The 19,129-nt window shown below is 66.0% G+C and carries 17 protein-coding genes, 1 tRNA gene and 1 pseudogene; 9 read left to right on the forward strand and 10 right to left on the reverse strand.

The window, feature by feature from the left end:
- Positions 1-255: 255 nt before the first annotated feature.
- On the forward strand, positions 256-582 hold the full coding sequence (locus RE429_RS15580; protein WP_414471636.1) for a hypothetical protein: 327 nt from the start codon (positions 256-258) through the stop codon (positions 580-582).
- Positions 583-670: 88 nt separating this feature from the next.
- Here RE429_RS15580 and RE429_RS15585 read toward each other — a convergent pair whose 3' ends face one another.
- The gene (locus RE429_RS15585) at positions 671-1,177 is read right to left on the reverse strand and encodes a CreA family protein (RefSeq protein ID WP_414471637.1); all 507 of its coding nucleotides are present in this window, start codon (positions 1,175-1,177) and stop codon (positions 671-673) included.
- Positions 1,178-1,433: 256 nt separating this feature from the next.
- Between RE429_RS15585 and RE429_RS15590 the strand changes: the two genes are divergently transcribed.
- The 3 genes from RE429_RS15590 to RE429_RS15600 all read left to right on the forward strand — a co-directional run bounded on the left by RE429_RS15590 (position 1,434) and on the right by RE429_RS15600 (position 4,485).
- Entirely contained in the window at positions 1,434-2,558 is a 1,125-nt protein-coding gene (locus RE429_RS15590; protein ID WP_414471638.1) for a DUF2865 domain-containing protein, read from the forward strand.
- 197 nt (positions 2,559-2,755) lie between these two features.
- A complete protein-coding gene (locus RE429_RS15595; RefSeq protein ID WP_414471639.1) occupies positions 2,756-3,727 on the forward strand; it encodes an ABC transporter ATP-binding protein in 972 nt (323 codons plus the stop codon).
- Positions 3,724-4,485: an ABC transporter permease gene (locus RE429_RS15600; protein ID WP_414471640.1), complete on the forward strand. Its 762-nt coding sequence runs from the start codon at positions 3,724-3,726 to the stop codon at positions 4,483-4,485. The genes RE429_RS15595 and RE429_RS15600 overlap by 4 nt, the downstream gene beginning before the upstream one ends.
- A gap of 193 nt (positions 4,486-4,678) precedes the next feature.
- Here the strand turns inward: RE429_RS15600 and gltX are convergent, their stop codons facing one another.
- The 3 genes from gltX to RE429_RS15615 form a co-directional block, all read right to left on the reverse strand.
- A complete protein-coding gene (gene gltX / locus RE429_RS15605) occupies positions 4,679-6,019 on the reverse strand; it encodes a glutamate--tRNA ligase (protein WP_414471641.1) in 1,341 nt (446 codons plus the stop codon).
- Positions 6,020-6,213: 194 nt separating this feature from the next.
- Positions 6,214-7,947, reverse strand: a complete 1,734-nt coding sequence (locus RE429_RS15610) for an NAD+ synthase (RefSeq protein WP_414471642.1) — start codon at positions 7,945-7,947, stop codon at positions 6,214-6,216.
- 332 nt (positions 7,948-8,279) lie between these two features.
- Positions 8,280-9,665 carry a class II 3-deoxy-7-phosphoheptulonate synthase gene (locus RE429_RS15615; RefSeq protein WP_414471643.1) on the reverse strand — a complete coding sequence of 462 codons (1,386 nt, stop codon included), beginning with the start codon at positions 9,663-9,665 and terminating at the stop codon, positions 8,280-8,282.
- A 296-nt stretch (positions 9,666-9,961) separates the two neighbouring features.
- Between RE429_RS15615 and RE429_RS15620 the strand changes: the two genes are divergently transcribed.
- Positions 9,962-10,798: an FkbM family methyltransferase gene (locus tag RE429_RS15620; protein WP_414471644.1), complete on the forward strand. Its 837-nt coding sequence runs from the start codon at positions 9,962-9,964 to the stop codon at positions 10,796-10,798.
- Positions 10,799-10,831: 33 nt separating this feature from the next.
- Here RE429_RS15620 and gor read toward each other — a convergent pair whose 3' ends face one another.
- Positions 10,832-12,217, reverse strand: a complete 1,386-nt coding sequence (gene gor, locus RE429_RS15625) for a glutathione-disulfide reductase (RefSeq protein ID WP_414471645.1) — start codon at positions 12,215-12,217, stop codon at positions 10,832-10,834.
- Positions 12,218-12,459: 242 nt separating this feature from the next.
- Here gor and RE429_RS15630 point away from each other — a divergent pair, with 242 nt between their 5' ends.
- The 3 genes and pseudogenes from RE429_RS15630 (at position 12,460) to RE429_RS15640 (ending at position 15,474) form a co-directional block, all read left to right on the forward strand.
- The gene (locus RE429_RS15630) at positions 12,460-13,431 is read left to right on the forward strand and encodes a Bug family tripartite tricarboxylate transporter substrate binding protein (protein WP_414471646.1); all 972 of its coding nucleotides are present in this window, start codon (positions 12,460-12,462) and stop codon (positions 13,429-13,431) included.
- Positions 13,432-13,497: 66 nt separating this feature from the next.
- Entirely contained in the window at positions 13,498-13,968 is a 471-nt protein-coding gene (locus RE429_RS15635; RefSeq protein ID WP_414471647.1) for a tripartite tricarboxylate transporter TctB family protein, read from the forward strand.
- A gap of 7 nt (positions 13,969-13,975) precedes the next feature.
- Positions 13,976-15,474, forward strand: a pseudogene (locus RE429_RS15640) (tripartite tricarboxylate transporter permease).
- Between the two features lie 104 nt (positions 15,475-15,578).
- On the opposite strand, the gene RE429_RS15645 reads toward RE429_RS15640, so the two are convergent.
- The 3 genes from RE429_RS15645 to RE429_RS15655 all read right to left on the reverse strand — a co-directional run bounded on the left by RE429_RS15645 (position 15,579) and on the right by RE429_RS15655 (position 17,385).
- Positions 15,579-16,082, reverse strand: coding sequence for a DUF2059 domain-containing protein (locus RE429_RS15645; protein ID WP_414471648.1), 504 nt, complete (start codon positions 16,080-16,082; stop codon positions 15,579-15,581).
- Between the two features lie 26 nt (positions 16,083-16,108).
- Positions 16,109-16,744, reverse strand: coding sequence for a ribose-5-phosphate isomerase RpiA (gene rpiA / locus RE429_RS15650; RefSeq protein WP_414474221.1), 636 nt, complete (start codon positions 16,742-16,744; stop codon positions 16,109-16,111).
- 185 nt (positions 16,745-16,929) lie between these two features.
- The gene (locus RE429_RS15655) at positions 16,930-17,385 is read right to left on the reverse strand and encodes a hypothetical protein (RefSeq protein ID WP_414471649.1); all 456 of its coding nucleotides are present in this window, start codon (positions 17,383-17,385) and stop codon (positions 16,930-16,932) included.
- Positions 17,386-17,493: 108 nt separating this feature from the next.
- On the opposite strand from RE429_RS15655, the gene RE429_RS15660 reads away from it, so the two are divergent.
- Positions 17,494-18,195 (forward strand): HAD family hydrolase, encoded by a 702-nt coding sequence (locus RE429_RS15660; RefSeq protein ID WP_414471650.1) that lies wholly within the window; start codon positions 17,494-17,496, stop codon positions 18,193-18,195.
- A gap of 248 nt (positions 18,196-18,443) precedes the next feature.
- Here the strand turns inward: RE429_RS15660 and RE429_RS15665 are convergent.
- Together RE429_RS15665 and RE429_RS15670 are read right to left on the reverse strand one after the other, a co-directional pair.
- Positions 18,444-18,518, reverse strand: a tRNA-Val gene (locus tag RE429_RS15665).
- Between the two features lie 159 nt (positions 18,519-18,677).
- Positions 18,678-19,058, reverse strand: a complete 381-nt coding sequence (locus RE429_RS15670) for a gamma-butyrobetaine hydroxylase-like domain-containing protein (RefSeq protein WP_414471651.1) — start codon at positions 19,056-19,058, stop codon at positions 18,678-18,680.
- Between the last annotated feature and the right edge of the window lie 71 nt (positions 19,059-19,129).

The raw sequence follows: 19,129 nt of genomic DNA on the forward strand, positions 1-19,129 counted from the left end.
TTTCATTCTTGGAATGAGAACGAGACGGCTCCAGCCAGCGTGGCGCGCTAGCCGCAAATAATCCCGGAAATGAGGATCGTTGCCGTGTTCATGAGAGCATCAATGCCCCGTCCTGGGACAGGCGTCAAGGTTCCCGTGCCGATAAGCACATTCCATTTGCATCCATGCAAGAAACGGGTCTTAACCAAACCCGTTAGACCTTTATTCACGGGCTCCCGTGATAGTAAAGCACTTATTCAATCGATGAGGTTTTCTATGCGCCGCGCATATGCCGTGCTCGGGTTGGGCACTGCCGTGTTCTTTTCAGCCGCGTCCCTGACGCTGCTTTCGAACGGCACCCGGGCCTCATCGACCGAAGCAACCTTCCTGGTCCCCGCCGCCGATGGCTACGGCGTCGCGGAATGCCTCATCTCAAGCCAGGCATGTGGCCAAGTTGTGGCGGATACCTGGTGCGAGTCGCAGGGCTATGTCAGGGCGGTCTCGTTCCGCCAGATCGAGGCCGAGGAAGCGACCGGCTCGATCCAGAAGGTCTCGGTCGGCGACGCCGAACTCCGTCCCGTCTCGATCACCTGCTCGAACTGAGCCCTGGATCCATAGCCCCTGACGATGCAGAACAAGGCGAGAGGCGGCTGTGCCCTTCCGGGAGCGTCGGCGTTTATGAATCCTCGCCTTACTTCTTCAGCCAATCGCCGCATTTGGGCGGCGTTTCCACGCCCCAGGGCATCAGCGGCACGGTAGAGGTGGAGTTCTTGGGCGAGCCCTCGATGGGCCGGTCCGAGTAGACCATGTAGACCAGGGTATTGCGCTTCGCGTCGCAGCCGCGGACGATCTGCATCTTCTTGAAGATGAGCGAGCGGCGTTCGCTGAACACGACGTCCCCCTGGCCGAATCGCTGCTTGAACGTCACGGGCCCGATCTGGCGGCAGGACAGCGAGATGTCGGACACCTCCTCGGCCACGCCGAACGTGCCGGAGATGCCGCCCCGCTCCGGGGTCGTGTAGTGGCAGGCCACGCCCTCCACGAGGGGATCGTCGATGCCGTAGACGGCGAGCTTGTCGTCGGGGGTCAGCGCGCGCCAGACGGTCGATTTCTTGAAGATCAGATCCGGCTCCTGGGCCAGGGCGCCCGTAGCGCCTCCCGCGACGAGGGCGAGGACCAGAGCGATTCGAGCGAGCATTCCCGTTGTCTCCTGCTGTTACGCTGCATGTGGGGATGCCGCCCGCCTTTGACGAGGGCCCGGAAATGCGCCCGCAACCTTATTTGCTCCCGGAGCCGGATGAGGGTACATGCATGCTGCTGTCTTGAGGCTTCACCGGAGGCCTGCGAGGGGGTAAATCACAATAGGGCCCAATTCCGGCGGCACATGACCTCAAGCGTCAAAGTCAGCTCCTGGCCATGACGCCGCACCGGACCCGAGTTCTGCGATCAGCTTGATGACAAAGACATTCCTTCTCCGCACCCTCCTTGCCGTGACGGCCTTCCTGGCCGCCGGGCAGGCCGCCTTCGCCCAGTCGGCCGAGTGTCAGCGCTTCCGCGCGGAACTGGCGAATCTCGAGCGCAGCGGAGGCGGAGCGCCGACCGGGCAGATGCAGGCCCAGCGGTCGGAGATCAACCGCCTGGTCCAATACTACAACTCGATCGGCTGCGAGCGTGGTCCTCTCGGCTTCCTGGCCGGTCCCGCCCCGGCCCAGTGCGGCACCATCGCGGGGCAGATCCGGCAGCTCGAGGCCGGCTATGCCCGTCTCGCCTCTCAGGCCATCGACCCGTCCGAGGTCGAGACGCGCCGCCGCCAGCTTCAGGTCGCCGTACAGCAGAGCTGCTCGGGCGAGCAGCCCCGCGGCTTCTTCGAATCGATCTTCGGCCCGCCGCGTGGTCAGCAGCCGCAGCAGATCATGCCCGAGGGACAGCCGATCATCGCCGATGAGGGACAGCGTGCCCTCGGCGGCGGCCGCCTGATCTGCGTGAAGGCATGCGACGGCGCCTTCTTCCCGCTCACGACGCCCCCCGGCGGCCAGCAGAGCGCCGACGAGATGTGCCAGGCCCTCTGCCCGGGTACGGAAACGACGGCTTACGCCTATCCCGGCGGCGACGACGGCCTGACCCGCGCGGTCTCGCTCTCGGGCAACAAGCCCTATACGTCGCTCGCCAACGCATTCAAGTTCCGCAAGAATTTCGACGAGAGCTGCGCCTGCAAGCGGCAGGACGAGAGCTGGTCCGTGGTCCTGCGTAAGGCCGAAAGCATGCTCTCGCAGCGTAAGGGCGACATGATCGTGACCGCCGAGAAGGCGGAGGAGATGTCGCGTCCGAAGGCCGTACAGGCCCGCAAGGCGGCCGAGAAGAAGGCCGACGAGGAAGAGAAGGCCGCTGCCGAGAGCGCCGCCGCCGCTCCGACCGCCAGCAAGGAATCCTCGGGCATCGGCCCGCAATCCATCGAGAACACCCGGGTCGTCGGAGAGAACGAGGGCAAACAGCAGGAAGTCGTCGCCGGGAACGGCCAGAAGAAGACCGTCCGCGTGATCGCCCCGAATCTCATCCCGGTGCCGAACCCGCAGAACTGATTCGCCCGTCAGGGCCGCCCCTGATCCCACCTCCCGGTCCGGCAGAGATGACGGCGGAGCGCAGGTGTGGCCGGGAGCCCTTCTCTCTTGCCGGCAGGCCCCCTTGCCGGCAGCCCCCTTGCCGGCAGCCCCCTTGCCGGCAGCCCCCTTGCCGGGAGGAGGGTTCGCGGGGCGCATTTCATGCTATGAAGCGCCCCATGAAACCGCTCGATCACACACGAATGCCGCAGGCCGCCGGCAGGGCCGATCCGATCATCTCGGTCTCGGGCCTGTCCAAGACCTATGCGTCCGGGTTCCAGGCCCTGCGCAACATCGACCTCACGATCCGCCGGGGCGAGATCTTCGCCCTGCTGGGCCCCAACGGCGCCGGCAAGACGACGCTGATCAGCATCATCTGCGGCATCGTCAATCCGAGCACGGGCACGGTCACGGCGGACGGACACGACATCGTCCGCGATTACCGCCCCGCCCGCACGAAGATCGGCCTCGTGCCGCAGGAACTCACCACGGACGCCTTCGAGAGCGTATGGGCGACGGTGAATTTCAGCCGCGGGCTCTTCGGCAAGCCCGCGAACCCGGCCCATGTCGAGAAGATCCTCAAGGACCTCTCCCTCTGGGAGAAGAAGGACACGAAGATCATGGCGCTGTCGGGCGGCATGAAGCGCCGCGTGATGATCGCCAAGGCCCTCTCGCACGAACCGAACATCCTGTTCCTCGACGAGCCGACCGCCGGCGTCGACGTGGAGCTCAGGCGGGACATGTGGACCATGGTGCGCGGCCTTCGGGAGAGCGGCGTCACCATCATCCTCACGACCCATTACATCGAGGAGGCCGAGGAGATGGCCGACCGGATCGGGGTGATCAACAAGGGCGAGATCATCCTGGTCGAGGACAAGCACGTGCTGATGCAGAAACTCGGCAAGAAGCAGCTGACGCTGCATCTGCAGAGCCCGCTCGGCGCGCTGCCCACGGACCTGCAATCCGAGCACCTCCAGCTCTCGGCCGACGGCACCGACCTGATCTACACCTTCGATGCGCAGAGCGAGGAGACGGGCATCGCCACGCTCCTGCGCCGGCTCAACGAGCACGGCATCGACTTCAAGGATCTGCACACCTCCGAGTCGTCGCTCGAAGACATCTTCGTCAGCCTGGTGAGGGGGCGCCCGTGAACGTCTATGGCATCAAGGCGATCTATCTCTTCGAGATGGCGCGCACCTGGCGCACGATCATGCAGAGCATCGCGTCGCCGGTTCTCTCGACATCGCTCTATTTCATCGTCTTCGGCTCGGCCATCGGCTCGCACATGGCCAAGATCGACGGCGTGAGCTACGGCGCGTTCATCGTGCCCGGCCTCATCATGCTGTCGCTCCTGACGGAGAGCATTTCGAACGCCTCGTTCGGCATCTACATGCCGAAATTCACGGGCACGATCTACGAGATCCTGTCCGCGCCGATCTCCGCCATCGAGACGGTGATCGGCTATGTGGGCGCCGCCGCCACGAAATCGGTGGTCATCGGAACGATCATCCTGGTCACGGCGCGGCTCTTCGTGGATTTCTCCATTCAGCACCCGCTCTGGATGGTGGCGTTCCTGGTGCTCACCTCCGTCACCTTCAGCCTCTTCGGCTTCATCATCGGCGTATGGGCCGACAGCTTCCAGAAGCTCCAGGTGGTCCCGCTGATGATCGTGACGCCGCTCGCGTTCCTCGGCGGCAGCTTCTACTCCATCAACATGCTGCCGCCCTTCTGGCAGAAGGTCGCCCTGTTCAACCCGGTGGTCTATCTGGTCAGCGGCTTCCGCTGGAGCTTCTACGGCGTCGCCGACGTGGATGTCGGCATCAGCCTCGGCATGACGTTTCTGTTCATGCTGATCTGCCTCGCGGCGATCTGGTGGATCTTCCGGACAGGCTACAAGATCAAGGCTTAGCGCATCGTGCGGAAAAGTGGACCCGGTTTTCGCTGGCGCGGCCCGCTGGGTCCGCTCCGAACGATGCGCCATTGAAGAAGTGGAGCATCGGATCGGATCCCAAAAGTGGAATCCACTTTTGGGATCCGATGCTCTAGGCTCTCTCGAGGTCATGGCCGGGACAAGCCCGGCCATGACGAAAAAGGTCGATGTCTTACGCCGCCTGCCCGGCCAGCCGCGCCTTCGCGCGCTCGGGGCCGATCAGCGGCAGGAGGCTTGCGAGTTCCGGGCCGTGATCGAGGCCCGTGAGCGAGAGGCGAAGCGGCATGAACAGGGCCTTGCCCTTGACGCCCGTTTTCGCCTTCACGGCCTCGGTCCATGCCTTCCAGGTGGAGGCGTCCCACGGCCCTTCCGGCAGCAGGTCCAGCGCCGCATCGATGAAGCCCCTGTCCTCGATGACGGGCGTCACCGGGCCGCGCACGACCCTGGCCCAATCCGACACGTCCCGCACCTTCGTCAGGTTGCCCCGCACGGCGTTCCAGAACGTTTCGCCCAGATCCGCGTCGAGCGCGGCGAGGCGCTCGCGCACGGCCCCGTAGGGCATCTCGTGGATGAGGCGCGCATTGAGGTGCTCCAGCTCGCTCTCGTCGAATTTCGCGGGCGCGCGGGAGATGTGGGAAAAGTCGATGAGCCGGGCGAGTTCACCGAGATCGGCGACCGGGCGCACGGCTTCCGCCGAGCCGACGAGCACGGCGAGCGAGGCCACCGCCTGGGGCTCGAGTCCCGCCTCGCGCAGCCCCTGCACCGAGAGATGGCCGAGTCGCTTGGAAAGCCCCTCGCCGCTCGCCGTGATCAGCAGGCTGTGATGCGCGAAGGTGGGAATGGCGGCCCCGAGCGCCTCGAAGATCTGGATCTGCACCGCCGTGTTGGTGACATGGTCCTCGCCGCGGATCACGTGCGTGATCTTCAGCTCGATGTCGTCGACGACGGACGGGAGCGTATAGAGATAGGTTCCGTCCTCGCGCACCAGCACGGGATCGGAGAGCGAGCTGCAATCCACCCGGCAATCGCCGCGCACGAGATCGGTCCACGCCACGTTCGTATGGTCGAGGCGGAAGCGCCAATGGGGCTTGCGCCCTGCCTCCTCGAGGGCCTTGCGCTCCTCGTCCGTGAGCTTGAGCGCGGCCCGGTCGTAGATCGGCGGCAGGCCCCGGGCGAGCTGGCGCTTGCGGCGGAACTCCAGTTCCTCCGGCGTCTCGTAGCAGGGGTAGAGACGGCCGACATCCTTGAGCTGCTCGGCCGCAGCGTCGTAGAGATCGAAACGCTCCGACTGGCGCACGACGATGTCGGGCTCAATGCCCAGCCACTTCAGATCGGTCTCGATGGAATCCGCGTATTCCTGCTTCGAGCGCGCGAGATCCGTGTCGTCGAAGCGCAGGATGAAGGTGCCCCCCTCACGACGCGCGAAAAGCGCGTTGAGCAGGGCCACGCGGGTGTTGCCGATATGGATATGCCCGGTCGGGGACGGGGCGAAGCGAACGATGGGCTTGGACATGGAACCGGTATGGCGAAGGGCGCGCGGCCGCGCAAGGGGCAACCGGTTCGGACAGGGGGCTCTCCTTCACATCCCCCTTTCTTTCATGGCCGCGCTTGTTCCTGTGCCCCCGTCATTCCGAGGCAAGCGCAGCGAGAACCCGGGATGGCACGAAAAGCGGCATTGGCGGGGGACGAGGACGGGAAGAGCTCTCCTCACACGTCCATCGAACCCAGGCGAGGCTTGCCCGTCGCCCGCTCCAGGGCTTCGTCCTTCCGGTGAGCCGCAAGACCCTGGTCCCGGAAGCGGTTCACGATGGGATAGCGCCGGTCGCGCCCGAAATTCTTGCGCGTGACCTTCACGCCCGGCGCGGATTGGCGGCGCTTGTACTCCGCGAGATGGAGCAGGCGCTCGACCTTCTGCACCACCTCGGCATCATAGCCCCTGGCGACGATGTCGGAGACGCGGAGCTCCTCTTCCACGAGCCCGCGCAGGATCTCGTCGAGATCCTCGTAAGGCGGCAGGGAATCCTGGTCCTTCTGGTTCTCGCGAAGCTCCGCCGTGGGCGCCTTCGTGAGAATGTTCTGAGGGATCACGATGCCGTCTGGCCCCAGGGCGCCCTTCGGCTTCCAGCGGTTGCGCAGGGCGGACAGGCGGTAGACCTCCATCTTGTAGAGGTCCTTGATCGGGTTGAAGCCGCCGTTCATGTCGCCGTAGATCGTGGCGTAGCCCACCGACATCTCGGACTTGTTGCCGGTCGTCACCACCATGGCGCCGAACTTGTTCGAGATCGCCATGAGGATGGTGCCGCGCGCGCGGCTCTGGAGGTTCTCCTCCGTGATGTCGCGCTCCCGGCCCGCGAACAGGGGCTGGAGCGCGGTCTCGAAGCCCTCCACCGGCTCGGCGATGGGCAGGATGTCGTAGCGTACCCCGAGGGCGCGGGCGCAATCCTCCGCATCCTTCAGGGATTCGCCGGAGGTGTAGCGGTAGGGCAGCATCACGCAATGCACGCGCCCGGGGCCGAGCGCATCGACCGCCATGGCGGCGCAGAGGGCGGAATCGATGCCGCCGGAGAGGCCGATCACCACGCCGGGGAAGCGGTTCTTCTCCACGTAGTCGCGCAGGCCCAGGACGCAGGCGGCGTAATCGGCCTGCCCCCCCTCCTCGACCGTGGCCATGGGGGCCTCGCGGCAGACCCACCCCTCCTCGCCCTTCTCCCACAGGGTCAGGACGACGGCCTCCTCGAAGGCCGGGAGCTGGCAGGCCAGCGCGCAATCCGCGTTGAGGACGAAGGACGCGCCGTCGAAGACCAGCTCGTCCTGGCCGCCGACCTGGTTGAGATAGACGAGCGGCAGGCCGCTTTCCGTCACCCGGGCGGCGGCGATGTTGAAGCGCTCCTCCGTCTTGCCCCGGTGATAGGGCGAGCCGTTCGGCACGAGCAGCAGCTCCGCCCCCGTCTCGGCCAGGCATTCGACCACGTCGCCGTCCCAGATGTCCTCGCAGATCGGAATGCCGATGCGCACTCCACGGAAGTTCACGGGCCCCGGCAGGGGACCGGGATCGAAATGCCGCTTCTCGTCGAAGACGTCGTAATTCGGCAGGTCCACCTTGTAGCGGACCGCGATCGAGCCCCGGTCGAGGAGCGCATAGGCGTTGTAGAGTTCGTCGCCCTCGCGCCACGGCAGGCCGATGAGCAGGCCCGGTCCGCCCTCCGCCGTCTCGCGGGCCAGGCGCTCGAGGGCGGCGCGGCACGCGTCCTGGAAAGCGGGTTTGAGCACGAGGTCCTCGGCCGGGTAGCCCGCGAGGAACTGCTCGGCGAACATCACGAGGTCGGCCCCCATGCGGGCCGCCTCGGCACGGGCGCGGCGGGCCTTCTCCTCGTTCCCGGCCACGTCGCCGACGATGGGATTGAGCTGTGCAAGAGCGATTTTGAGCGTGTTCTGAGCCATGGCTCAGAGAAGTAGCGCGCCGCCGGGTGCGCAGCAATGCGAAGCGGGAACGATCCCCTCCGCAAATGGGTCTCGGCGCGCCCCCACGCCCGTCATGAAGATGAAAGACGGGTCACAGTCCTCGGAACCCAATACAGTCCAGGTCGTTATCCCAGCACGAATTAGGCAATGGAGGCAACATGTTTAAGGGTGGTTTGCTTTGGCTGATCGGCATTCCTCTTCCGATCATCCTGATTCTCTACTTCATGGGCTGGCTGAGCTAGGTTCGTTTGTCGCGTATCACTCACCCATGACAGTAAAAGGGGCGCTCATGGCGCCCCTTTTCTTCATTCTCACTCGGCTGCCAGGGCGGCGGGCCGTTCGCGAGCCTGACGCTCGCGCTTGATCAGCTCCGAGGTCAGGAACGCGATTTCCAGCGCCTGCTCCGCGTTGAGGCGCGGGTCGCAATAGGTGTGATAGCGGTCGGAAAGATCCGCATCGGTGAGCGCGCGGGCGCCGCCGGTGCATTCCGTCACGTTCTTGCCGGTCATCTCCAGATGGATGCCGCCCGCATGCGTCCCTTCCGCCTGATGGATGGCGAAGAAGTCCCTCACCTCGCCCATGACGCGCTCGAAGGGCCGGGTCTTGTAGCCGGAGGCGGCCTTGATCGTGTTGCCGTGCATCGGATCGCAGGACCACACCACCGTGCGGCCTTCCTTCTGCACCGCGCGGATCAGGCCCGGCAGATGCTCGGCTACCTTGTCGGAGCCGAAACGGCAGATCAGGGTGAGACGTCCGGCCTCGTCCTCGGGATTCAGGGCTTCGATGAGCCTGAGGAGCGAATCCGCCGTGAGCGTCGGGCCGCATTTGAGGCCGATCGGGTTCTTGATGCCGCGCATGTATTCCACATGGGCATGATCCACCTGACGGGTGCGGTCGCCGATCCAGACCATGTGGCCGGAGGTGGCGTACCAGTCGCCGGTCGTGGAATCCACGCGGCTCAGGGCCTCCTCGTAGCCGAGCAGCAGGGCTTCGTGGCTGGTGTAGAAATCCGTCGAGCGCATCTCGGGATGCGTCTCGGGATCGATGCCGATCGCCCGCATGAAGTTGAGGCTCTCGGTGATCCGCTCGGCCAGCTCGCTGTAGCGCGAGGATTGCGGCGAATCCTTTACGAAACCGAGCATCCAGCGATGCGCGTTCTCGAGATTGGCGTAGCCGCCGGTCGCGAAGGCGCGGATCAGGTTGAGCGTCGCGGCCGATTGGCGGTAGGCCTCGAGCTGGCGGCGCGGATCGGGCGTGCGCGCCTCGGGCGTGAAGGCGATGTCGCTGATGATGTCGCCCCGGTAGCTCGGCAGCTCGACGCCGTCGATGGTCTCGGTCGCGGAGGAGCGCGGCTTGGCGAACTGTCCCGCCACGCGGCCGATCTTCACCACGGGCGAACCGCCCGCATAGGTGAGCACCACCGCCATCTGCAGGAACAGGCGGAAAAAATCGCGGATATTGTCGGCGGAATGCTCGGCGAAGCTCTCGGCGCAGTCGCCGCCCTGAAGCAGGAAAGCCTCTCCCTTGGCGACCTTCGCCAGCTCGCGTTTCAGCTTCCGGGCCTCGCCCGCAAAAACGAGCGGGGGAAAGCCTGCGAGCTGCTGCTCTACGCTTTCAAGCGCCTCCGGGTCCGGAAAGGCCGGAACCTGCTGGATCGGCTTGTTTCTCCAGCTGTTGGGCGTCCACCGCTCAGTCATGACACTTGGCTCCCGTGTCGTTTGTATCCTCTCGTGGCCGCAACAAGCGGCACGAAAGGGCACCTATACACGACACAATCAAAAAGGCGAGTGCCGAAAGGACGCGTTTCGGCCCGAGACGATCAACGAGGGGAGAGCCGCGACGCCTTCAAGAGAACGGGCCCTCGCAAGAGAACGGGCCCTCGCAAGAGAACGGGCCCTCGCAAGAGAACGGGCCCTCGCAAGAGAACGGGCCCTCGCAAGAGAACGGGCCCTCGCAAGAGGATGGACCCTCGTCTCCACGGCCGAGCCGACCCTTGACCAACACGGCGGTTGCGCGCAGAAGCGCACGGGAACGGGTGGGCGCGACCGGCGGCAAACTTGCGGATCCGGTTCGTTCTGCGGGAATGGGAGTCGATCAGACAATGGCGTTGCGACCGGTTCACAGCCTTCGCAAGAGGCTCGCGAAGCTGCGGAGATTTCCATCGATCGGCTATCGCGACGGGGCTCCCCTCATTCTCGACCCGCGCAACTGGATCGACAACCGGCTTCTCGCCGGAGCTCCCTACGAGAACGCCCAGCTCGCCTTCGTTCGCGGCGAAATCGAAAGGCGCGGCCTCAGCCAGGTGGTGGATATCGGCGCCAATATCGGTCTCTACACGGTGCTGCTGGGCCGGGAGGCGGCGGTCACGGCCGTGCACGCCTTCGAGCCGGTCAGGCGCAACTACAACCAGCTCCTCGGCAACGTCTTCGCCAACCGGCTGGACATGAAGGTGACGGCGCACCGGTTCGGCCTGGGCGACGAGACCCACGAGGTCGTCATTCACGTGGACCCCACCTCGACCGGCGTCTCGCGCCTCGACCTGACCACGACCGCCAGGAACCTGTCCGTCTTCACCGAGCAGGAGACCATCCAGGTGCGCCGCCTGGACGACGTCCTGTCCCTCGACGGCGAGACGATCTTCGTCAAGATCGACGTGGAGGGCATGGCCGAGGCGGTCCTGCGCGGGATGTCCCGCCTCCTGGACCGGACCGCGGGCCTGCTGCAGGTCGAGATCTCCGAAGCCGAGCAAGGCGCGGTCGCGCGCCTCGAAGGCCATGGCTGGCGCTTCGTCAAGCGGATCGAGGGCGATCAGTATTTCACCAAGGAGTGACGGGGGGCTCGCCGAGGCTGCGCGCTTCGGGCCTCACCCGACATCCACCGGCTTCTTGACAACGACGGGCGTCCGCATGGTCACGAGTTCCTCCGAGGCCGTGGGATGGACCGCGACGGTCCGGTCGAAATCGGCCTTGGTGGCCCCCATGGTGACGGCGATGCCCGCGAGCTGGATCATCTCGCCCGCATCGTGCCCCATGATGTGGACGCCGACGACCTTGTCGGTGGCCTTGTCGACGACGAGCTTCATGAACACCCGGTCCGCCCCGCCCGACAGGGTGGCCTTCATGGGCCGGAACGCCGTCTTGTAGACGTCGATATCCCCATAGACCTCCCGCGCGGCATGCTCGCCGCAGCCGATCACGCCGATTTCCGGGGTCGAGAAGACCGCCGTGGGGATCAGGTCGTGATCGACGATGGTGGGTCGGCCGCCGAACACCGTGTCGGCGAAGGCGTGGCCCTCGCGGATCGCGATGGGCGTGAGGTTCGCCCGGTTGGTCACGTCGCCGACCGCGTAGATCGACGGGATCAGGGTCCGGGAATAGGCATCGACAGGGATCGCCCCCACCTCGTCGACGGTGATCCCGGCCTTCTCCAGGCCGAGTTCCTTCGTGTTCGGTCGCCGCCCGGTCGCGACGAGCACCTGGTCGACGGTGACGACCGAGCCGTCGGACAATGTCGCGGCGATGCCGTCCGCCGTCCTGTCCAGGCGCGTCAGCGTCCTCTTGAGCGCGAGGTCGATCCCGCGCCGGGCATAGGCCTCGCCCAGCGCATCGCGCACGTCCTCGTCGAAGCCGCGCAAGAGCTTGTCGCCCCGGTGGACCAGGGTCACGCGGCTGCCGAGCCCCGCGAACACCCCTGCGAATTCCACCGCGATATAGCCGCCGCCGACGATCATGATGCGCTTCGGCTGGGTTTCGAGATGAAACACCTCGTTCGACGTAATGCCGAGTTCGCCGCCCGGAATGGGAGGATCCATGGTCGGATGGGCTCCGACCGCCACCAGGATGAAGCGGGCGCGGATGCGGGCCCCCGTCGCAAGGACGTGAACCGTATGGGCATCCTCGATCACGGCGCGGCTGTTGACGATCTCGACCCCTGCCTTCTCCAGGTTGGTCCGGTAGATCCCCTCCAGCCGGTCGATCTCCTTGTCCTTGTTGCGGATGAACGTCGCCCAGTCGAAGCTCGGCTCCCCGACGGTCCAGCCGAAGCCCGCCGCGTCGTGGAATTCGTCGGCGAAGCGGCTGGCATAGACCATGAGCTTCTTCGGCACGCAGCCCCGGATGACGCAGGTGCCGCCGACCCGGTATTCCTCCGCGACCATCACCCTGGCGCCGTAGCCCGCCGCGATGCGGGCGGCGCGGACCCCGCCGGAGCCCGCTCCGATGACAAAGAGATCGACATCGAACTGGGGCATGGGGTGGTCTCCGTTGGGAATCGGCTGAACGCTGCCCCTCATATAATGGCTGCTCCGCCGATGCCGCCAGTCCTCGCGCCAAGCTTGCAGGACATGGCCCGCATGCAAGGATCCACGTGGCCGCCCCTTAAGCCAAGGTTCAATGCCGACGAGGAACTCGGATGCTTGCCCGGGGTGCAAACCGGCTTTAGGGTCTGCCGGACACGTTCTGACGTGACGTTCAGTCCCTTGGAGGAAACAGAATGAGGCAACTCGAAAAGAGCTTCTGGCGCGGCGCCCTCGCGGCGGCAGCGGTTGCAGGCTTCGTAACATCGGCAGCCGCCCAGACCGAATTGAAGATCATGGCTCCTGCGGCGCCTGGCGGCGGCTGGGACCAGACGGCGCGGTCGATGCAGCAGGCTCTGATGCAGGCCGGGCTTGCCAAGGGCGTGCAGGTCACCAACGTTCCCGGCGCGGGCGGTTCCATCGGCATCGCCCAGCTCGTGAACAACGCGAAGGGCGACGGCAGCCAGCTCATGGTCATGGGCTACGTGATGGTGGGCGCGCTCCTGACCAACAAGTCGCCGGTCACGCTCGACCAGACGACCCCCATCGCCCGCCTGACGGCGGAATACGAGGCGATCGTGGTTCCGGCCGAGTCCCCGATCAAGTCCGTGAAGGACCTGGCCGCGGCCATCAAGGCGGATCCGGCGAAGGTGACGTGGGCGGGCGGCTCGGCCGGCGGCGTCGATCACATCGCGGCGGCGCTCTTCGCCAAGGCGGCCGGCGCCGACCCGACCAAGATCAACTACATCCCGTTCTCGGGCGGCGGCGAGGCCCTCGCGGCGATCCTCGGCGGCAAGGTGACGGCCGGCATCTCCGGCTACGGCGAGTTCGAAAGCCAGATCAAGGCCGGCAAGCTGCGCCTTCTCGGCCTGAGCTCCCCGGCCGACAAGGCCACGGCCGAGCAGCCCTCGATCAAGGCCGAGGGCGTCGACCTCGAGATCGCCAACTGGCGCGCCGTCGTGGCGCCTCCCGGCATCTCCGCCGACCAGAAGAAGGCCCTGACCGACACCATGGACAAGCTGGCGAAGGCCAAGGAATGGCAGGAGATCCTGAAGGCCAAGGGCTGGGATGACGCCTACCTGTCCGGCGACGCGTTCACCAAGCTCCTGGGCGAGGAAGTGCTCCGCACGAAGGACGTCCTGACCGCGGTGGGACTGGTGAAGTCGTAAGCCGCCGCTGACGAACCAGGCGCCGCGTTCCCCGAGCGCGGCGCTTTTGCTTTCAGGATCTTTCTCATGTCATCTCAGCATCGGCGCATCGACACAGCGGGCTTCGTCATCGCTCTCCTCCTCCTCGCCCTGGCCGGCCTGGTCGGGTGGGACATGACCAAGCTGCAGCTTCTCTCCCCCTACGACGTCGGCCCGAAGGCCATGCCCGTCATCGTGGCCATCGGCCTCGCCCTGCTTGCCGTCGGCAACGGGATCGGCGCCCTGCGCGGCGACCTGCCCGAGCGCGAAAGCCTCGATTGGAAGCCGATCATCCTGATCGTCGGCGGCCTCGCCGTCCTGATCACCCTCATCGCCATCGGCGGCGGCTTCATGATCGGCACGGCCATCCTGTTCGCCACGACCTCCGCGGCCTTCGGACGCCGCGCCTTCGTGACGGACCTCCTGCTCGGCATCGTGATCGCGCTCGTCGTCTATCTGCTCTTTGCCAAGCTCCTGACCCTGTCCCTGCCGGCAGGGCCGCTCGAGCACCTTCTCTGAGGCCCCCATGGAAGCCTTTGTCTCCCTGGCCCACGGCCTGACCGTGGCGATCGAGCCGATGAACCTGCTGTTCGCACTCATCGGCGTTCTGCTCGGCACGGCCGTCGGCGTTCTGCCCGGCATCGGCCCGGCGCTCACCGTGGCGCTCCTGCTGCCGGTCACCTTCAGGCTCGACCCGGCCGGCTCCATCATCATGTTCGCGGGCATCTATTACGGCGGCATGTATGGCGGCTCGACCACCGCGATCCTGATCAACACCCCGGGCGAAAGCGCCTCGATGGCGACCGCCCTCGAAGGCACCTGATGGCGAAAGCCGGACGCGCCGGGCCCGCGCTCGCGACCTCGGCCATCGGCTCGTTCGTGGCCGGCACCTTCGCGACCCTGGGGCTGGCGCTGCTCGCGCCCTATCTCGTCGACATCGCCGTGCGCTTCGGCCCCGAAGACTACTTCGCCCTGATGTGCGTGGCCTTCGTGACCGTCTCGGCCACCTTCGGGGATTCCCCGGTCCGCGGCCTCACCAGCCTGTTCCTCGGCCTGGTCCTCGGCCTCGTGGGCATCGACATCCTGTCCGGGCAGGCCCGCCTCAGCTTCGGCGTGCCGGAGCTCTACGACAACATCGAAGTGACGACCCTCGCGGTCGGCCTCTTCGCCGTCGGCGAGGCCCTCTACGTCGCCTCGCGCCGCCACGTGCACGAGGAGAAGCTCGAAGCCGTGCGCGGCTCGCTCTGGATGACCAAGGACGACTGGAAGCGCTCCTGGAAGCCCTGGCTGCGCGGGACGCTCTTCGGCTTCCCGATGGGGGCCCTGCCGGCGGGCGGCGCCGAGATCCCGACCTTCCTGTCCTATGCGACCGAGAAGCGGCTCACCAAGCATCCGGAGGAGTTCGGCAAGGGCGCCATCGAGGGCGTCGCCGGCCCCGAGGCCGCCAACAACGCCTCGGCGGCCGGCACCCTGGTGCCGCTCCTGACCCTGGGCCTTCCGACCTCCGCCACGGCCGCCATGATGCTGGCGGGCTTCCAGCAATACGGCCTCAACCCCGGCCCGCTGCTCTTTGCCGAAAAGCCCGACCTGGTGTGGGGCCTGATCGCGAGCCTGTTCATCGCCAACGGCATGCTGCTGGTGCTGAACCTGCCGCTGGTCGGCGTGTGGGTGCGCCTGCTCGCGATCCCGCAGCCCTGGCTCTATGCCGGCATCCTGGTCTTCGCCACCATGGGCACGATCGCCGCCAACCCGTCGCCCGTCGAGCTCATCATGCTGGCCGTGTTCGGCGTGGTCGGCTTCCTGATGCGCCGCTTCGACTTCCCGATCGCGCCGGTCGTCGTGGGCCTCATCCTGGGACCCGTCGCCGAAAGCCAGCTGCGGCGCGCCCTGTCGATCAGCCTCGGCGATCCGCTGGTCCTGCTGCAGAGCCCGATCTCGGCCACGCTTCTCACCATCGCCCTGATCGCCCTCATCCTCCCCTTCGTCATGAAGGGCATGGGCCGCTTCAAGGCCGTCGAGGATTGAGAGCATCGGCTCTCACAATGAAGCAAGCAACGAAAAAGGCCCGGGAAACCGGGCCTTTTTCAGTTCTGCGGGGCTTCGCGCGTCGTCCGACGGACGGATCAAGCTCAGTTCAGGCCGTGGCCGCGCTTGCCCATTTCCTCGCGGGCGCGGGTCATGATGTATTCCGAGGTCCGCTGCGACCACAGATCCATCTGGCGCACCACGTCGTCGAGAACGGCCGGCTGGAGCTGCACGTATTTCTGACCGACGGCCGACTTGTAGAAGGCCGCGACCTCCTTCAGCTCCGCCTCGGTCATGCGCGTGGCCAGGATGCGGGCGCTCGCATCGATCAGTTCCTGCTTCTTCTGCTCGACCTCGGGCCGCAGCCCGGCGACGACCGCGTCCAGATCCTTCTGGATGTCGGGGTTCGTGACGCTCATGCGCTGCAGGCGGGCGAGCAGCGGGCCCGTCAGCGCGTCGAAGGCGCCGGTGATGCCGGAGCCGATGGCAACCTCACGCCCGGCCGCCAGATGGCTCGCGGGCAGATCGGCCTGCTGGGCGAAAACGGGGCTCGCCAGCAGGAACAGCGCGACCGAGGTCGCAGCCAGTCGGGAAGCGGAACGGATCATAGAAGGGACTCCAATAAGGCTTAAGGTCAGAGCTGACCGAGTTCGACAAGCCCCTCCCCGGTCGCGAGGATCGCACCGGTGGCGAGACCGAGAAAGAGGCCGTGCTCGACGACTCCGGGGATGTTGTTGAGCGTAGAGGCCAGGACATTGGGCTTGTCGATGCGGCCGAGATGGGCATCGAGAATGAAATGGCCTCCGTCGGTGACGTAAGGAGCCCCGTCGGCGGCGCGCCGAAGGCGCAGCTCGCCCGTCATGTTGAGGCTTTCCAGCAATTTGCCGACGGCCCGCTCCGTGGCCGTGAGCCCGAAGGGAACGACCTCGATGGGCAGGGGAAACTTGCCGAGCTTGGCGACGCGCTTGGAGCCGTCCGCGATCACGATCATGCGGGCGCTCGCGGCGGCCACGATCTTCTCGCGAAGGAGTGCTCCGCCGCCGCCCTTGATGAGGCGCAGGTCGTCGTCGAGTTCGTCGGCTCCATCGACCGTCAGGTCGAGTTCCGGCACCTCGTCGAGGGTCGCGAGCGGAATGCCCTCGCGCTGCGCCTGGTCGCGGGTCGCCTCGGAGGTCGGCACGCCGACGACTTTAAGGCCGCCACGGACACGCTCGCCGATGGCCGCTACGAAGTGCGCCGCCGTCGAGCCGGTGCCGAGGCCCAGCCTCATGCCGTCGGTGACGAGCTGGGCTGCCTTTTCGGCTGCTGCACGCTTGAGATTGTCGCTCACTGAGGACCTCTAGATCTGTCGCCCCGCCCGAAAGGCGGACCGTAATCCGCCTCTACCACGCGAGGGTGTTGAAAAGAAAGATGGTTTCATATCCGCCCTCGGTCGAACGCTCTGGAGGACCAGGTTCAAGGACGCTGGGGCGAGGCTCCCGTACCCGAGCCGCCCGACGGTGTCGATGCGGAAGGTGCGATCGTCGACGCGGCGGAGGACGGCCGCGCCTGCGGCGTGCACACGACCCGCTCGTCGAAGACGTAGCAGATGCTCATGTCGCCCGTGCGGAAATTCACGCGGAACACGCCCCCTTCCCGCTCGTGGCGGGATGCGACCAGCCCGTATTCTCCGGGCTGCTGGGCTCCGGCGCCTTCGCCCGGGCTGAAGCAGAGCGTCACCCCGATCGTGCCCTCCTGCAACCCGTACTGGCAGGAGCTGACCTCGCCGGTCACCCGGTCGATCCGGTAGATCCGGTTTAGGTCCGTCTGCGGCGCGGGCACGAAATCGTAGGACGCCGCCAGGGCCGGGCCCGGCAGGCCCGCCAGGGTCAGGGCCGTCGACAGAAACGCCGCGCAACCAAAGAGCCGCATTCATCACTCCATCACGGTAAGAACGAATCAACCGGGGCACCATATCATCCCGGCCGATTGATTCCCCCGCCGATTGATTCCCCCGCTTGGAGCAGGTAACCGAGGCTGATGACCATTCATACCCCGCAAATCGCCCCGCCCATCGCTGTCTTCGACCTCGATGGAACCCTGGCCGACACGGCCGGCGATCTGGTGGGAACGCTCAACGTCATTCTCGAGCGCGAAGGCCTCGCCTCCCTGCCGGTCGAACAGGCGCGAGACATGATCGGCGCAGGCGCCCGGGCCCTGATCGAGCGCGGGTTCGAAGCGGCCGGAAAGGAGCTGGCGCCGGACTATCTCGACGAGCTCTACCGCCAGTTCATGGTGCATTACGGCGAGAATATCTGCGTCAGGACCGAGCTTTTTCCGGGGGTCGCGGCGGCTCTCGACCGGCTCGAGGCCGCCGGTTTCATCCTCGCGGTCTGCACCAACAAGGTGGAGGAACACTCGGTCAAGCTCCTGCACGAACTCGGGATCGGCCACCGCTTCGCGGCCAATTGCGGACGCGACACCTTCACGTATTTCAAGCCCGACCCGCGCCACCTGACCCTGACCATCGAACGGGCGGGCGGCGATCCGTCGCGGGCGATCATGGTGGGGGATTCGCGGACCGACATCGTCGCGGCGCGCAACGCGGGCATCCCGGTGGTGGCGGTTCCCTTCGGCTATACGGATGTTCCGGTGAAGGATCTGAACCCCGACATCGTGATCGATCATTTCGACCAGCTCTTCGCCGCCGTGGAGACGCTGATGAAGCCGATGGCGGCTTAGACCATCGGACATGGAAAGATGCTCAAGACCAAAGACTTGCAGCATCGGACATGATCCCGGGGTGAGGGCGCCGCATCGGGCGAGCCGCGGCCGTCGCGCTCGTTCCTGAAACGCCGGCGACTCTGGATCCCCGCCCGCGCAGGGACGACAGGATGGAGGATCGCCACGAGAGACTGGAACGACGAGGGTGCGGGCGACGATGGCCCATCGGCCCGCCTTCCGGAAAAGCTGATCTGTCAGGAAGAAAATGGTGGGCGCGACAGGGATTGAACCTGTGACCCTTCGCGTGTGAAGCGAATGCTCTCCCGCTGAGCTACGCGCCCTGACCAGCGCCTTCTACTGGCGTCGGAGGCCCCGCGTCAAGCCATTGAGTGGGGGCCTGCGACAAGATTTTTCAGCTCCGGTCTGGCAGCGCCGATTTGATCGGCCCGCTCACGGGCCGCAAAGACGGACATGACGGCGCGGGAACTGCTCCCGGGCCGTCAGCGCACTTTCTCCCGCAAGAGACCCTTGGCGGAAAGCTCGTCGAGATAGGCCTGCCATTTCTGCCCGTAACCGGCCCCGAGCTCATAGAGATAACCCCAGCCGTAGATGCCGGTGTCGTGCAGATCGTCGAAGACGAGCTTCACGGCATAGTTGCCGACCGGCTCGACGCCGATGATCTCCACGTCCTTCTTGCCCGGAACCGTCTTGCGCTCGGAGGGAGCGTGACCCTGCACCTCCGCCGAGGGGCTCGTCACGCGAAGATACTCGGCAGGGAGGTCGAAGGCGGCGCCATCGTCGAAAGCGACGCGCAGGCTGCGCCTGTCCTTGGCGAGGCGAAGCTCCGTGGGCCAGCGCTCGGTTGTCCGCTCGGTTGTCATGGAGACGGTCCCTTTCCGGCTTTTTTCCTTTGACGAGAGCTGCTTGAATTCTACATTGAAAGCAAGCCTTC

Origin of the sequence: Microvirga sp. M2, assembly GCF_047497095.1 — a bacterium.
Classification (GTDB): domain Bacteria; phylum Pseudomonadota; class Alphaproteobacteria; order Rhizobiales; family Beijerinckiaceae; genus Microvirga.